This window comes from Mesorhizobium sp. CC13 (assembly GCF_039907765.1).
In the GTDB taxonomy this organism is placed as follows: Bacteria; Pseudomonadota; Alphaproteobacteria; order Rhizobiales; family Rhizobiaceae; genus Aminobacter.
In genome coordinates this window covers 420,112-435,503 of record NZ_JARDJI010000001.1, presented here as the reverse complement: position 1 = coordinate 435,503, position 15,392 = coordinate 420,112, and the positions used below count along the sequence as shown (strand labels likewise).

General features: G+C 67.0%; 12 protein-coding genes. 4 read left to right on the top strand and 8 right to left on the bottom strand.

The window, feature by feature from the left end:
* The 3 genes from PV773_RS02055 to PV773_RS02045 form a co-directional block, all read right to left on the bottom strand.
* Window positions 1-942: an ABC transporter permease gene (locus PV773_RS02055; RefSeq protein WP_347964731.1), complete on the bottom strand. Its 942-nt coding sequence runs from the start codon at window positions 940-942 to the stop codon at window positions 1-3.
* 23 nt (window positions 943-965) lie between these two features.
* Window positions 966-2,525: an ABC transporter substrate-binding protein gene (locus PV773_RS02050; RefSeq protein WP_347964730.1), complete on the bottom strand. Its 1,560-nt coding sequence runs from the start codon at window positions 2,523-2,525 to the stop codon at window positions 966-968.
* A 198-nt stretch (window positions 2,526-2,723) separates the two neighbouring features.
* Entirely contained in the window at window positions 2,724-2,948 is a 225-nt protein-coding gene (locus PV773_RS02045; RefSeq protein WP_347964729.1) for a helix-turn-helix domain-containing protein, read from the bottom strand.
* A gap of 134 nt (window positions 2,949-3,082) precedes the next feature.
* On the opposite strand from PV773_RS02045, the gene PV773_RS02040 reads away from it, so the two are divergent.
* The gene (locus PV773_RS02040) at window positions 3,083-3,481 is read left to right on the top strand and encodes a VOC family protein (RefSeq protein ID WP_347964728.1); all 399 of its coding nucleotides are present in this window, start codon (window positions 3,083-3,085) and stop codon (window positions 3,479-3,481) included.
* A gap of 104 nt (window positions 3,482-3,585) precedes the next feature.
* Here the strand turns inward: PV773_RS02040 and PV773_RS02035 are convergent, their stop codons facing one another.
* Complete coding sequence (locus PV773_RS02035) at window positions 3,586-6,669, bottom strand: efflux RND transporter permease subunit (RefSeq protein ID WP_347964727.1); 3,084 nt, start codon at window positions 6,667-6,669, stop codon at window positions 3,586-3,588.
* A complete protein-coding gene (locus tag PV773_RS02030; protein ID WP_347964726.1) occupies window positions 6,666-7,832 on the bottom strand; it encodes an efflux RND transporter periplasmic adaptor subunit in 1,167 nt (388 codons plus the stop codon). Before PV773_RS02030 ends, PV773_RS02035 begins: the two co-directional genes overlap by 4 nt.
* A 155-nt stretch (window positions 7,833-7,987) precedes the next feature.
* Between PV773_RS02030 and PV773_RS02025 the strand changes: the two genes are divergently transcribed.
* Complete coding sequence (locus PV773_RS02025; protein WP_347964725.1) at window positions 7,988-8,551, top strand: TetR/AcrR family transcriptional regulator; 564 nt, start codon at window positions 7,988-7,990, stop codon at window positions 8,549-8,551.
* Between the two features lie 68 nt (window positions 8,552-8,619).
* Here the strand turns inward: PV773_RS02025 and smc are convergent, their stop codons facing one another.
* The 3 genes from smc to PV773_RS02010 form a co-directional block, all read right to left on the bottom strand.
* Window positions 8,620-12,078, bottom strand: coding sequence for a chromosome segregation protein SMC (gene smc, locus PV773_RS02020; RefSeq protein WP_347964724.1), 3,459 nt, complete (start codon window positions 12,076-12,078; stop codon window positions 8,620-8,622).
* 60 nt (window positions 12,079-12,138) lie between these two features.
* Window positions 12,139-12,870: a DsbA family protein gene (locus tag PV773_RS02015; protein WP_347964723.1), complete on the bottom strand. Its 732-nt coding sequence runs from the start codon at window positions 12,868-12,870 to the stop codon at window positions 12,139-12,141.
* 139 nt (window positions 12,871-13,009) lie between these two features.
* The gene (locus PV773_RS02010; RefSeq protein ID WP_347964722.1) at window positions 13,010-13,504 is read right to left on the bottom strand and encodes a DUF721 domain-containing protein; all 495 of its coding nucleotides are present in this window, start codon (window positions 13,502-13,504) and stop codon (window positions 13,010-13,012) included.
* 75 nt (window positions 13,505-13,579) lie between these two features.
* On the opposite strand from PV773_RS02010, the gene mutY reads away from it, so the two are divergent.
* Together mutY and PV773_RS02000 are read left to right on the top strand one after the other, a co-directional pair.
* Window positions 13,580-14,692, top strand: a complete 1,113-nt coding sequence (mutY, locus tag PV773_RS02005) for an A/G-specific adenine glycosylase (RefSeq protein ID WP_347964721.1) — start codon at window positions 13,580-13,582, stop codon at window positions 14,690-14,692.
* Between the two features lie 4 nt (window positions 14,693-14,696).
* On the top strand, window positions 14,697-15,308 hold the full coding sequence (locus tag PV773_RS02000; protein ID WP_347964720.1) for an HAD family phosphatase: 612 nt from the start codon (window positions 14,697-14,699) through the stop codon (window positions 15,306-15,308).
* Window positions 15,309-15,392 lie beyond the last annotated feature (84 nt).

Below are 15,392 nucleotides of genomic sequence, written 5' to 3'. Positions count from 1 at the left end.
TCAGGCCCTCTTCGGACGGCGCAGCCGCGGATCGGCGAGCATCGCCGCGATGTCGACGATCAGGTTGACGGTGACGAAGAAGACCACGAACAGCAGCAGCACCGCCTGCATGCCGATGAAGTCGCGGAACCGGATCGCCTCGATGAAGAAGGCGCCGATGCCGTTCAGCCCGAATACGCGTTCGACCACGATCGCGCCGATCATCATCAGCGTGAACTGGGCGCCGAAGGTGGTCATGAACGGGATCAGGATATTGGGCAGCGCCTCGCGCACGAGCACGGCGCGTCGGGTCAGTCCCTTGGCGAAGCCGGTCGTGGCGAAGGGCCGCGACATCGCCTCCTGCAGGTTCACCCGCACGACGCGGGCCAGCACCGAGCCCGGGAACAGCGCGATCGTCATCCACGGCATGAGCCATGAGCGGATGCCGGATACGCCGAAGCTGGGAAGCCAGCCGAGCCCGACGGAAAAGGTGATGACGAGCAGCGCGGCGACGAAGAAATTCGGAGTGGAGGCCCCGAGCAGCGCCAGCCCGTGCAGCAGCCGATCGACCACGCCGCCGTTGGAGACGGCCCCGGCGATGCCAAACGCCAACGACAGCACCAGCGCCAGGACCCCGCCCCCGGCGAGAAGCGTCCCCGTAACCGGGATGCGGGTCGCGAACTCCTCGGCCATCGGCTTGCCCGAGCGGAGCGAGACGCCGAAATCGCCTGTCGCCGCGTCGCCCAGCCAGCGCAGATAGCGCACCGGCAGCGGGTCGTTCAGGCCCAGTTCCTGCTCGATCCGGCGGATCATCGCGCCATCGGCACCGGCGCCGACCGAACGTTCTGCGATCAGCGCGGCGACATTTCCGGGCGCGGCCGTGATCAGCACGAAGGTCAGCGCGCTGGCAGCAACCATCAGCAACAGGGCAAGCCCCGTCCTTCGCATGAACATGCGTTGCATGGGACTTGCCCTTTCTGTTCGGTTCAGGCCAGCGTCAGACCCTTGAACGGCAGGTCGTAGTCGGTCGCCGGCAGTGCAAAACCCTTGACGCGCGACGACACCGCCCAGAGCCGCTGGGTCACCACCAGCGGGCAGGCCGCGGTATTGTCGTAGATCCAGTCGTAGACCGACTGCATCGCGGCCTCGCGGGCATCGCCCGCGGTCTCCAGCGCCGCCAGCACCAGCTTGTCCAGGTCGTCCGACACATAGATCTTGCCGTCCGGCCCGGTATCGACCGCGGTGACGAAGGAGGCGCCGAGCGACCCGTGCGGGTCGTAGGGCGCGCCGTAGTTGCCGAAGAAGGTCAGGTCGTATTCGAAGTTCGGGCGGCGCTGGTGCATCACGGCGGTGTCCACCGACGAGATGTTGACCTTGAATCCTACTTCGGTCAGCTGCGCCTGCAGCATCTCGGCGATCCGGCGTGAGCCGGGGAATGACTCGTCCGATACCAGGAAGTCGATCGCGAGCGGCTTGCCGTCCTTGGAGAACCCGGCGCCTTGCGCGGTCCAGCCCCCGGCGGTCAGGGCCGCCTTGGCCGCCGCCAGGTCGCGCTTCGGCACGTCGTGACGCTTGCCCGCCGTCGGCACCGTGGTCGGGAAGATGTCCACCGTCGGATCGGCGTAGCCCTCGAACAGCACCGCGGCAACCGCGGCGCGGTCGATGCCGACGAAGATCGCGTCGCGCACCGCCTTGTCCTGCATCATCGGCGATTTCGGCGAATAACCCAGGATCGTCGTCGCGGTGCCGGGTTCAGCCACCACGGTGACACCGTCGCTGGCCAACGCGCGGGCGCGGCGCGGCGACAGCGGCGCGACCCACTCGCCGCCGATGATGTCGAGCTCGCCGGCGCGCAGGCCGTTCGCCCGCGCCAGCTCGTCGGGCACCACCTTCAGTTCCATCCGTGAGAACGCCGGCTTTTCACCCCAATAGCCGTCGTTGCGCACAAGGGTCGTCCCGGTCGAGGAGTAGCTCTCGACGATCCACGGTCCGGTGCCGATCGGGGCCGTCTGCTTGCCGCTGGCATCCACCGCCTTGGGCGACAGGAAACGCACCGGCCGCACGATGGTCAGTTCCAGCAGCGCGGCGGGCACCGGGCGCTTGAGCTTCACCGTGATCTTGTTGGACCCATCCACCATGATGCTGTCATATGCGTCGGCGATGCCGATCCAGGAAAAATCGGCGACGCCCAGCCAGCGCTTGAGGTTCCATTCCGCCGCCGCCGCATCGAAGGGCGTGCCGTCGGAGAAGGTAACGCCTTCGCGCAGGTCGAAGCTGATCGAAAGCCCGTCCTCGGCCACCTTCCAGGCCGTGGCCAGCCCGGGCTGCAGCGCGCCGCCGGGCCCGTAGTGGATCAGGCCGTCGAAAACCACCGTATAGGACGACAGCGTGGAGACGTTCTGGAGCAGATCGAGATCGCCGGTTTCGCCGGCGATGCCGATGCGAAGGACATCGTGTCCGTCGGCAAGGGCGATGCGCGGCAACATCGCGAAGACGGGTGCGGCGGCAGCGACCGAAAGAAGGGCGCGGCGCGAGATCTTGGGCATTGATCAATCCTTCTTTTAAATACTAATCGACGATGAAATTTAGTAAACATTACCGCGTTGGTAATCTTATTAAATACTATACCAACTGCGTATTTTGTCTATACATTATTTCAATCTGGAGAAACGCCTGGTTCGATGCGGCGTCATGAGCTGGCAGCTGGCAGGCTTGGGTCATGCGACGCCTGCCTGCCAGTGATTTCATGCCTGCTCGCCTCTGGGCCAACTCCGCGCCATCCAGGCCGCCGCCATCTGCGGATCGACGCCGGCGACGTCCATCAGCTTGTCCGGGTTGAGGATGCGGAGCCGCCGGTAGTGGAACTCGGCGATGCGTTCCTTGCGCAGCGCGCTGAGTACACGGTTGACATGCACGAAGGTGAGCCCCGTGGCATCGCCGATCTGCTCCTGCGTCAGGGGCAGGTACACGCGCCGCTCGACTGCGACCGTCCGAGGCCGCTCGCCGGCTGCGCAGCCAACTTGCCAGCTATGGCAGTCCATGGGAACGATATGGCGCGGGGCGCATTGCACCGACGTGGTGCAATCAATATCGCGAGGCCAAAATGACAGAGATCGCCGTCAATGTCCGCTACATGGTCGATGACGTCCAGGCTGCCGTGGAGTGGTACACCAAGCATCTGGGCTTCTCGCCCCTCACCAACTTTGCCCCGGCCTTCGCGGACGTGAAGCGGGGCGCGCTGCGATTGCTGCTCAGCGGTCCGACCAGTTCGGCCGGCCGCCCGATGCCCGACGGCGACCGGCCGGGTCCGGGCGGCTGGAACCGCATCCATCTCATCGTCGACGACCTGAACGCCGAAGTCGAGCGGCTGCGGACCGCCGGGGTGACGTTCCGCAACGACGTCGTCAGCGGCCCCGGCGGGCAGCAGATCCTGCTCGTCGACCCGTCGGGAAATCTGGTCGAGCTGTTCCAGCCGGCCCATAGCGGGCCTGCGGCAAGGTAATCTGGCCGCGGCCGATCACCGCCCGCGACTGGCTGCAAGCCTTCCAATGCGAAAAGGCCCCGGATCGCTCCGGGGCCTTCTGTTCGTTCGGATGTTCACCCGCCTCAGTGGTGCGCGGGTTCCGCCATCTGCTTGGCGTCCGGCACCTCGGCATGGGGCGCGACGTCCTTGCGGGCGATGAAGGTGTAGAACATCGGCACCACGAACAGCGTGAACACCGTTCCCACCAGCACGCCGGCGAAGATCACCAGGCCCATCGAATAGCGCGCCGCGGCACCCGCGCCCGAGGCGATGATCAGCGGCACGACGCCGAGCGCCATCGCCGCCGTGGTCATCAGGATCGGCCGCAGGCGGACCTTGGCCGAGGCGATGATCGCATCCTTGCGCGACATCCCGTGCTCCTCGCGCTGCTGGTTCGCGAATTCGACCAGAAGGATGCCGTGCTTGGTGATCAGGCCTATCAGCGTGATCAGCCCCACCTGGGTGTAGATGTTCAGCGTACCCAGCCCGAGATTGAGCGGAACGATGGCGCCGAAGATCGACAGCGGCACCGACATCATGATGATGAACGGGTCACGGAAGCTCTCGAACTGTGCGGCCAGCACCAGGTAGATCACGACGACCGCGAGCGCGAAGGCGATCAGGATGGTGTTGCCCTGCTCGCTCTCGAGGCGCGACTGGCCGGCATAGTCGATGAAGAAGCCGGCCGGCAGCAGCGGCCGGGCAATCTCCTCGATCGTCTTCAGGCCGTCGCCCGTGGTCACGCTCGGAACCGGCAGCGCCGAGATCGTCGCCGAATTGAGCTGGTTGAACTGCTCGATCGACGCCGGCGAGGCATTGGTCCGGATCGTCACCACCGCCGACAGCGGCACCATCTGGCCGTTGACGCTGCGGACGAAGAACTCGCCGAGCTTCTCCGGATTCTCGCGGTACTGCTGCGGCACCTGCATGATGATGTCGTAGCTGTTGGAATCGCGGTCGAACTGGGCGATCGATCCGCCGCCGACGAGCAGGCTCAGGGTTTGGCCGATCTCGCGCACCGACAGGTTGAGCGCGGCCGCCCGGTCGCGATCGATGGTCACCGTGACCTGGGGAGCGTCGAAGGACAGCGAGTTCTGCACGACGATGAAGCGCCCCGAGGCCTGGGCCTTCTCGCGGATCTGCTCGGCCACCTCGTAGACCTGGCTCGGGTCGCCGGTCGACTGGATGACGACCGAGATCGGCAGGCCGCCGCCGGCGCCCGGCAGCGATGGCGGCGCGAACACCAGCGCCTCGACGCCGTTGACCTTCGACAGCCGGCCCTGGATGTCAGCCTGGATCTCCTTCTGCGAGCGCGCGCGGTCCGCCCAGTCCTTGAGCGCCCAGACGGAGAAGCCCGAATTCGTGCCACCGCCCATGCCGACGATCGAGAAGGTGGTCTTGAGTTCCGGCAGGTCCTTGGTGAGGTCGCGGATCTGGTCGGTGTAGAGGCTGGTGTATTCGGTCGTCGCGTAGCGCGGCGCCGTTACCAGCGCGAACAGGGCGCCCGAATCCTCCTCGGGCGCCAGTTCGCTCGACGTCTTGAAGAACATGAACGCCGTCACCGAGACCAGTGCCGCGACGATCAGAAGCGTCACCGGCCGGTAATTGAGCGAACCCGCGACCAGCCGCTCGTAACGGTTGGTGACACGCTCGAACGTGCGGTCGACGAAGGCGGAGAAGCGGCTGTGGCTGCCCGACTTCAGCATGCGCGCCGACATCATCGGGGTGATCGTCACGGCGATGAAGCCGGAGAGGATCACCGCGCCTGCGAGCGTGATGGCGAACTCGCGGAACAGCGAACCGGTCAGGCCGCCGGTGAAAACGAGCGGCGCGAACACGGCGGCGAGCGTGATGGTCATCGCCACCACCGGCGCGAAGATCTCGCGCATGCCCTTGAATGCCGCCTGCATCGGCGTCATGCCGTCCTCGATATGGCGGTGGATGTTCTCCACCACCACGATCGCGTCGTCGACCACCAGACCGATCGCCAGCACCATGGCCAAGAGCGACAGGAGATTGATCGAATAGCCCATCATCAGCAGCACGAAACAGACCCCGATGAGCGACAGCGGGATGGTCACCACCGGCATCAGCACCGAGCGGAACGAGCCGAGGAACAGCAGGATGACCACGATGACGATGGCGACTGCCTCGGCGATCGTCTTGAACACTTCGTCGATCGAGGCGGCGATGGTCTCCGTCGAATCGTAGACCATGGTGATGGTCATGCCGTCGGGCAGGCTGGCCCGGATCGCCGGCAGCTCGTCGATGACGGCCGCCGCCGTGTCGAGCGGGTTTGCCGAAGGCGTCGGGAAGATGCCGATGAATGTACCCGGCTCGCCGTTGAAGTTGACGACCGTGTCCGTGCTCTCGGCGGCGAGTTCGACTTGTGCCACGTCGCGCAGCCTGACGACGTTGCCGTCCTTGGACGTCAGCGGCAGCTCGGCGAAGGCTTCCGGCGTCTGCAGCGTCGACTTCATCGTGATCGAATAGGCGACGTATTCGTTCTTCGTCTTGCCGGGCGCCGACAGGAAGTTGGAGGCGTTGATGGCCTGTAGCACTTCGGCGGCCGTCAGGCCGCGCGCGGCGAGCCTGACCGGATCGATCCAGACGCGCATCGAATATTTCGCCGCGCCCAGCACCTGCACCTCGGCAACGCCCTGGATGGTCGACATGCGCGGGCGGATGACCCGCTCGATGTATTCGGTCAGCTCCTCCGACGTCATGTTGGGGTTCTGCATCGCCAGGTACATGATGGCGAACTGCATACCCGTACCCTTGACGATTGTCGGGTCCTCGGCGTCCGACGGCAACTGGCCGCGCACCTGCTGAACCTTCGACATGACTTCGGTGAGCGCCGTGTCGGGGTTGGAGCCGAGTTCCATCTGGACGGTCACCGTGCTCGACGAGGGGCGGCTCTGCGAGGTCACGTAGTCGATGTTCTCGGTGGTCGAGACGGCCGATGCGATCGGGGCGGTGATGAAGCCCTGGATCAGGTCGGCGCTCGCGCCGGGATAGACGGTGGTGATGGTGATCACCGTCTCCTCGACCTCGGGATACTGCCTCACGGCCAGGTTGAATATGCCCTGGAAGCCGACGAGCAGGATCATGAAGGCCACCACCGTCGCCAGGACGGGACGGCGGATGAAGATGTCGGAGAAACTCATTTCGATGCCGCCTGCGCGTTGGTCGACGCCGTGGGTGACACGGTGTTGTCGACCTTGACCGGAGTTCCGTTGCTCAGCCGGTTCTGGCCGGCGACCACGAGTTCGTCGTCGAGCTTCACGCCCTCGAGAATCTCGACGCGACCTTCCGAGCGGCGGCCGACCTTGACGAAAACCTGGTGGGCGGAAAGCGTCGGCTCGGCCTGCGACTGAGCCTGCGCGGCGCCTGCCTCGGCCGAGGCGGCCTCCGGCTTTGCAGCCGGCCGCACCACGTATACGAAATCGCCATAGAGGCTCGAGGTCAGCGCGGTCTGCGGCACGGCGACGACGCCGTTCTCCTCGGGCAGCACGATGCGCACGCGCACGAACTGGCCCGGGCTCAGCTTGCCCTCGGGATTGGCGATCTCGGCGCGCACGGACACCAGCCGGCTCTGCGGATCGACCTTGGGATCGATGCCGACGATCGCACCCTTGAACGGCATGTCGCCCTCGGCGAGGCCGAACTGCACGGGCTGGCCGATCTTGAGCAGGCCGAGCTGCTGCTCGGGAACCGAGAAGTCGGCGCGCATGGTGTCGAGGTCCTGCAGCGTGGCGACGATGTTGCCGGGCGCGACATACTGGCCGTTGTCGACCTTCGGAATGCCGATCGTTCCGGAGAACGGAGCGCGCAACTGCTTCTGGTCCAGCACGGCCTGCAGCTTCTGCACCTGCGAGGCCGAGGTCGACGCCGTCGCGCGCGCCGCATCCAGCGCGACGTCGGAGCCGACGCCGCGGCGGCGCAGTTCGGTGGCGCGGTCGAGCGCCTGCTGGTCCAGGTCGGCCTGGGTCTTGGCGGCGGCCAGGTCGGCGCGCTGCACGGTGTCGTCGAGCTGGATCAGGATGTCGCCCGCCTTGACATGCTGGTTGGCCGAGAACCCGATCTCCTTGACGATGCCGTTCACTTCCACGGTCAGGTCGACGCCCTGGGATGCGCCCACCGTGCCGATGGTTTCGATGCCAGGCTTCCACGGCGCCGCTTGCACCTTGTCCGTCGCCACGGTCACGGCAGAGACCGGCATGTTGGCGAAGAACTGCTCGATGGCATTGTCGCGGAACATGTTGAACCCGACGATACCGCCCACGACCAGGACGAGCAGCACGAGGGCGATGATGAGACGCTTGATCAAAGGAGATCCCCATTCTCTGTCAGGAATCTGCATCCGGCTGCGGCCCGATGCACATTGGCTCGACATATCATGAAATCAGAGGCGCGCTTACTGTACCGTCTGGACGGTAATGTCAATCGGGGTTAAAGATGCTACTGACAAATGAGGTGCCGCTAATGTCTGGAAACAGAGCCAGTTCCCGCGAGAAGATCCTCGCGGCAGCAGCCGAACTCGCCGATTGCGTCGGCCCGGGCAACCTTTCGCTCGACGCCGTCGCGCAGCGCGCCGGCGTTTCCAAGGGCGGCCTCCTCTACAACTTCCCCAGCAAGGCCAAGCTGATGCAGGCGCTGGTGGAAGACTACATCTCGAAGTTCGATACCGACCTTGCCGCCAAGTCCGCGGGCCAGCATGGCGGTCCTGTCAGCCGCCTTGCCGCCTACATCGAGTTGTCCGCCGAAGAGTGTGCGCAGGTGCACCCTTCCGCGTCCGGGGTCGTCGCGGCCCTCGCCGAGGACCCGGATTTCCTCAAACCCATCCGCAACTACAAGCGCCGCCTGCTCGACAGCCTGAAGGCCGAAAGCAAGGATCCCGCCAAGCTCATCGTCGCATTCCTGATGATCGAAGGCCTGCGCAGCATGAAGCTGTTCGACATGGACATACTGCACGAAGATGAACGCAGCATGGCGCTCTCCTACTTGCTGGCGGAGGCCGCGGCGTCGCAGGACCCTGAGGCAAACTGAGCGGGGCGGCCGGCTTCGAGACCGCCGGCAACGTTGGACAGCGCCAAGCTGGCGGCTGCCGCCCGGTATCAGCTCGCCTCGCGCATCGCTTCGGCCGCCTGGAGATCGACCGACACCAGCTGGCTCACGCCCTGCTCGGCCATGGTCACGCCGAACAGCCGGTCCATGCGCGCCATGGTGATGGGGTTGTGGGTGATCACCACGAAGCGCGTCTCGGTCGAGGCGGACATCTCGTCCATCAGGTTGCAGAAGCGCTCGACATTGTGATCGTCGAGCGGGGCGTCGACCTCGTCGAGAACGCAGATCGGCGCCGGATTGGTCAGGAACACCGCAAAGATCAGCGCCATCGCCGTCAGCGCCTGCTCGCCGCCCGAAAGCAGCGTCATGGTCTGCGGCTTCTTGCCCGGCGGGCGGGCCAGGATCTCCAGCCCGGCTTCCAGCGGGTCCTCGGACTCGATCAGCTGCAGTTCTGCCGTACCGCCGCCGAACAGATGCGTGAACAGCCGCTGGAAATGGCCGTTGACCAGGTCGAAGGCTGCGAGCAGCCGTTCGCGGCCCTCGCGGTTCAGACCCTGGATGCCCTGGCGCAGCTTACGAATGGCCTCGATGATGTCCTCGCGCTCGGAAACGATCGCTTCGAGGCGCTCGGACAGCTCCTTCTGTTCTTCCTCGGCGCGCAGGTTGACCGCACCCAGGCGTTCGCGTTCGAGCTTCAGCCGTTCCAGCGTCCTCTCGATATCCATCGGATCCGGCATCGGGCTGTCGGCATCGAGGCCGGTGTGGCGGAAGACCAGATGCGGCGGCGTGTTGAGCGCCTCCTGGATGCGCGCCTCGATCTCGCGGCGGCGCTCGTCGGCGGCGGTCAGGCGTTCTTCGGCCCGCGCCCTCGCCTCGCGCGCCTCGGCGAGGCCCTGGATGGCGGCTGTCGCCGACTTGTCGAGCGCCGCCTGCCTGGCTTCGGCTTCCTGCAATCTGTCCGTCGCGTCCTTGCGCAGCGCTTCGGCCTGCGTCAGCTGCGTCATCAGCATGCGGCGGCGGGCGTCGAGTTCGTCGGGCGCCTCGGCCAGCGCCTCGCGCTCGGCGGCGGCTTCCTCGCGTCGTTCGGTCAGCGCCTCGATCTGCTCGGCCGCACTTTCGGCGCGCTGCACCCAGCTCTGCCGCTCGGCGGCTATCGAACCCAGCCTGCGCGACCGCGCCTCGGCCTCGCGGTTGAGGCCGTCGTGCACGGCGCGGGCGTCGGCGAGCGCGGAGCGATCGCGCGCCACGGTAGCCGAAAGCTGGTCCAGCAGCGCCTGGAGCTCGCCGAGATCGGGGGCGGAACCCAGCAAATCCTCGGCTTCCACATAGGCCGCCTGCGCTTCCTCATGCGCGTCGGCAACACGGGCGCGGGCCTCGTCAAGGGCCGCGCGCCGGCTGACCAGTTCGCCGGCCGCCTTCTCGGCCTGCGCCAGCGCGTCGCGGGCCGCACCGACCTGATGCTGGGCGTCGCGCCATGCCTGGCGGGCCAGCCGCTCGGCTTCGGTGCCCGCGCGCACGGCGGCTTCCGCACGCGCCAAGGCCTCTTCGGCGGCACGCACGCGCTGTGTCGCCTCCACCGCCTCTGCGTCGAGTTCGGCGAGCCGGTTCTTCTGGGCCAGCCTCTGGGCTGCGGCAGTCGGGGCATCGGCGCTCGCCGTGAAGCCGTCCCAGCGCCACAGCGCACCCTCGCGGCTGACGAGCTTCTGGCCCGGCGCCAGCAATAGCTGGAGCCTCGACCCGTCGGCGGCATCGACCACACCGATCTGCGCAAGACGCCGAGCCAGCTGGCGCGGCGCACGCACGACTTCGGCGAGGCTGCGCACGCCCTGTGGCAATTTCAGCGCGGCATCAGCCGGCCCCATGTCGCCCCAGTGGACGGGTGCCGCGGGGTCGAGCGCCGCATCCAGGTCCTCGCCCAGCGCCGCGCCCAGCGCGGTCTCGAAGCCGCGCTCGACGCCGATCTGCTCCAGAACCGCCGGATAGGCATCGCCCGTGGCGGCGTTGATGATCTTGGCCAGCGTCCGCGCCTCGGTCTCGATGCGCGCGAGTTCCGCCCTGGCCTCCTGCAGGGGCTGGCGCGAAGCAGCTTCCGCCTGCCTGGCCTCGGCAACGGCGCGCTCGGCCTCGGTCGCCGCATATTCGGCTTCCTCGAGCGCTTCCTGCGCCGCTTCGGCGAGCACGCGCTTTTCCGCCGGATCGGCGAGCGTCGCTATGCGTGCGGCGATTTCGCCGGCCTCGCGGTCGAGTTCGGCCAGTTGCCGGGCGAAGCGGTCGCGCCGCTCGGCGGCTTCGCGCATCGCGCGCTCGGCCTGGGTGCGTCCCGCGGCGGCCTCGGCGCGCTCGGCGGTCGCCCGCCCCAGCTCGGCCTCGGTCCCGGACAGCGTCGCCATCGCCTCGTCGAGGGCGGCGCGGGTCGCCGCCTCGCGATCGGCGGCGCCGTCATTCTCCTCCCGCAGCGACTTTTCCTCGGCGTCGAGGCGCGCGAGGATCGCGGCATTGTCGCCGATCATGCGCTGTTCGCGGGCTATGTCGGCGTCGAGCTGCTGCAGCCGGCGGTCGAGTTCGCTCTGGCGCTGGCCGATGCGGCCGGCCTCCTCCTCGAGCTGCGAACGGGCGATCGACAGGCGCTGGAAGGTGGCGGCGGCGGTCGCCTCGGCCTCGCGCAGCGCCGGCAGCTTGTGCGCGCCCACCCCCTGATCCTTGGCGGCCGTCATCTGGGCTGTAGCCCTTTCGCCGACCAGCGCGGTCGCCGAGGCAAGTGCCGACTGCGCCTCGCCCTCCTGGGTCTTGGCGAGCGTCCAGCGCAGGTGAAGCAGGATCGCCTCAGCCTTGCGGATGTCGGCCGACAGGTTCTTGAAGCGGGACGCCTGGCGGGCCTGGCGCTTCAGGCTTTCGATCTGGCTTTCGAGTTCGCCGACCACGTCGTCGAGCCGCTCGAGATTCTGCTCGGCGGCGCGCAGGCGCAGTTCCGCCTCGTGCCGGCGCGAATGCAGGCCGGAAATGCCGGCCGCCTCTTCGAGCAGGGCGCGGCGCGCCTGGGGCTTGGCCTGGATCAGCTCGCCGATGCGCCCCTGTCCCACCATCGACGGCGAACGGGCGCCGGTCGACTGGTCGGCGAAAAGCAGCTGCACGTCCTTGGCGCGGGCTTCCTTGCCGTTGATGCGATAGACGGAGCCGGCCTCGCGCTCGATGCGGCGCGACACCTGCAGCTCGTCGGCATCGTTGAAGGAGGGAGGTGCGGTGCGGTCGCTGTTGTCGAGGAACAGCGTCACCTCGGCGGTGTTGCGCGCCGGGCGCGTGCCGGAGCCGGAGAAGATGACGTCGTCCATGCCGGAAGCGCGCATGTTCTTGTACGAGCTTTCGCCCATGACCCAGCGCAGCGCTTCGACCAGATTGGACTTGCCGCAGCCGTTCGGCCCGACGATGCCGGTGAGGCCCCGTTCGATGACGAACTCACCGGGCTCGACGAAGGACTTGAATCCGAGCAGGCGGAGGCGCGAAAACTTCATCCGCGCCAACCCACGCAGAAGGGCGCACCGAAGCTGGACCGCTTCGGAGCTGCGAGAATGTCAGAGCATGCCGTCGATGATCGCCGACATTTCCTCAATCGACATTGCCCCCTTGTACAGCTTTCCGTTGATGAAGAACGTCGGCGTCGAGTCCACCGCGAAGTCCTTCTCGCCGCGGGCGCGCACGGCCCTGATATCGTCCAGAAGCTTCTGATCCGTCAAGCAGGCCTCGAACGACTCCTGTGTAAAGCCGGCGAGACGCGCGATCTGCAGCAGCGCATCCTTGGGGTTCTGCGAGGCGGCCCAGGTCTGCTGCTGCTTGAACAGCACGTCGACCATCGGGAAGTAGTTGTCCTTGGAGCAGCGCGCCAGCATGAAGCCGGCCTCGGCCAGCGGATCGAAGGCGAACTCGCGGTAGAGCAGGCGCACCTTGCCGGTGTCGATGTACTTCTTGGTCAGCTCCGGCAGAGTCGTTTCATGGAAACGAGCGCAGTGCGGGCAGGTCATCGACGCGTATTCGACGATGGTCACCGGCGCTTCCGCCTTGCCGAGCACCATCTCCGGCAGCGGACCCGCCTCGAGAAGCTTGGCCATGTCGGCGGTGCCCTGCGAGGGCGGCGGCTGGACCGTAGCGGCCGGCGTGGCTGCCTGGCCCGAGGCGGCGGCAGGTTCGGCAGGCTTCGCGGTCGCCTTGGCCTCCTCGCTGGAGTCGCTGCAGGCGGACAGGAGCGTGGCCGCCGAAACGGCTGCCAGCCCGGTAAGTGCGGTCCTGCGGGAAATGGGTCGGATCATGCGAATCACCTGACGATGGTTGAATTTTGCAGTATGCGAATACGTGAAAGCGAGAGTTGGCGCGAATTAAGGCATCGATTTCCCCAAGCCAATCGCCAGCCGCCCCGCTTCCGATCACAATGTTGCGAGTGCTGGAAGGTTACTTGCGGGAGGCGACGATGGCGGCCCCGAGTTTTTCGAGCGAGGCTCTCAGGCCTTCGTCCTCGATCTTGCCGACGGTGCCGGACAGTTTCGACCGCTCGGCATCGCTCAGCTTGCGCAGCCGCGGGCGGGCCGGCGCCACCGATGCGACGGGTTTCTGGACGATGCGGATGCGGCCCACCGCGTTGAAGCCGAGGAAGGCGTTCACCCGGCCGATGATCTCGCCGGTCTCGTGCTGGAGGTGAAGGGCCGCAGGTCCCGAGCAGGCGACGACCAGCACCGCCGGCTCGAAGGGATCGTCCTCATGCAGGCGCCTCGGCCACTGGATCTTCTCGGGCCGCGAGTTCAGCGCCAGCCTCGGCCCGACGATCTCTTCCCAGGACTGGATGAGGCCGACCGAGATGCCGGTGCGCTTGCGCAGCACCGGATCGAGGATCGCGCTCGCCAGGTCGCTGACAGGCACGGGATTGCCGCGCCACTTGTTCCCTGCCATGTCGTACTCCAGAAATGACATGTCGCCAGATATGAGCCTGGCGGCACGCAACGCCGAAGGCAGTCCGGTCCATCAATGGCATTCCGAAACGATACCCGCAAGCGTGCGCCGAACGCCGACGGCCTGATCGCAACCCTGCTGCTCGACTGGTACGACGTCCATCACCGCGACCTGCCGTGGCGCATGCCGCCGCGCCAGCTGGCGAAGGGCGAAAGGCCCGATCCCTACCGCGTGTGGCTGTCGGAAATCATGCTGCAGCAGACGACGGTCGAGGCGGTGAAGCCCTATTTCCGTGCCTTCCTGGAGAAGTGGCCGGACGTCAGGTCGCTCGCCTCGGCCGACACGGAGGACGTCATGAAAGCCTGGGCCGGGCTCGGCTACTATTCGCGCGCCCGCAACCTCAAGGCCTGCGCGGAGGCCGTCGCCGCCCTCCCCGGCAGCCGCTTTCCCGACACCGAGGCCGGTCTGCGCGAACTGCCCGGCATCGGCCCCTACACGGCGGCGGCCATCGCCTCCATAGCCTTCAACCGGCCGGCGGCGGTCGTCGACGGCAATGTCGAGCGCGTCGTCACCCGGCTGTTCTCGATCGCCACGCCCCTGCCCGAGGCCAAGCCCGAGATCCGCGCCCATGTCGAGCGCATGCTGGCGGCAGCAAGGCCGGGCGACTTCGCCCAGGCGATGATGGACCTGGGCGCCACCATCTGCACGCCGCGCCGGCCGCGCTGCATGCTTTGTCCGTTGCGCGAGGACTGCAGCGCCACCGCCAACGGCGACCCCGAGCTTTATCCGGTCAAGCCGGCCAAGGCCGAGCGCCCGACGCGCCGCGGCGCCGCCTTCGTGGCAGTGGCTCCCGACGGTTCGGTGCTTCTGCGCAAGCGCCCCGGAAAAGGCCTGCTCGGCGGCATGACCGAAGTGCCGACGACGGGCTGGACCGCGCGGGTCGACGGCGCAACCGGGGCGGACGCCGCCCCCTTCCCGGCCGCATGGCGGCGGACAGGCAGCATCACCCACGTCTTCACCCATTTCGCGCTCGACCTCGACGTCTTCCGCGCCGACCTCACGTCGCCGCTATTGCCGCACGACCACTTCTGGTCGGCCGCCAAAGACCTCGCCGGCGAAGCCTTGCCAAGCGTCATGAAAAAGGTCATCGAAGCTGCCATACCGGGCGCAACGCAACGAGGACGCTAGGGAAATGAGCGAGATCCGCCACATCGTCTACGACATCGGCAAGGTCCTGATCCACTACGACCCGGACCTCCCCTTCAGCCGCATCATCCCGGATCCCGCCGAACGCCGCTGGTTCTTCGACAACGTCTGCACCAGCGAATGGAACATCGAGCAGGACCGCGGCCGCGGCTGGGAAGAGGCCGAGGCGCTGCTGATCGCCAAGTTCCCCGAACACGAGCGGAGCATCCGTGCCTTCCGCGAGCACTGGCACGAAATGGTGCCGCACCACTACGAGGACAGCGTCGCCCTGATGGAAGGCCTGGTCGCCGCCGGCCACGACGTCACCATGCTGACCAACTGGGCCTCGGACACCTTTCGCGAGGCGCGCGGCCGCTTCCCCTTCCTCGAGACGCCGCGCGGCGTGACGGTCTCGGGCGACATCGGCCTGATCAAGCCCGACCGACGCATCTACGAACACCACGTCGCCGCCTTCGACCTCGACCCCAAGGCGTCGCTGTTCATCGACGACAGCCAAAAGAACGTCGACGGCGCGATTGCTGCGGGCTGGCAGGCGGTGCTGTTCACGAATGCGAAAACGCTCGAGGCGGACCTCGAGCGTCTCGGGATCGGCCGGTGACTGGAAGCCGGCCGATCGGCGAACCCTGAGGCGCCTGAGCGCCCGGAATTCGAACTTTTCTGACAGGTCTGGCAGGGCTTCTGA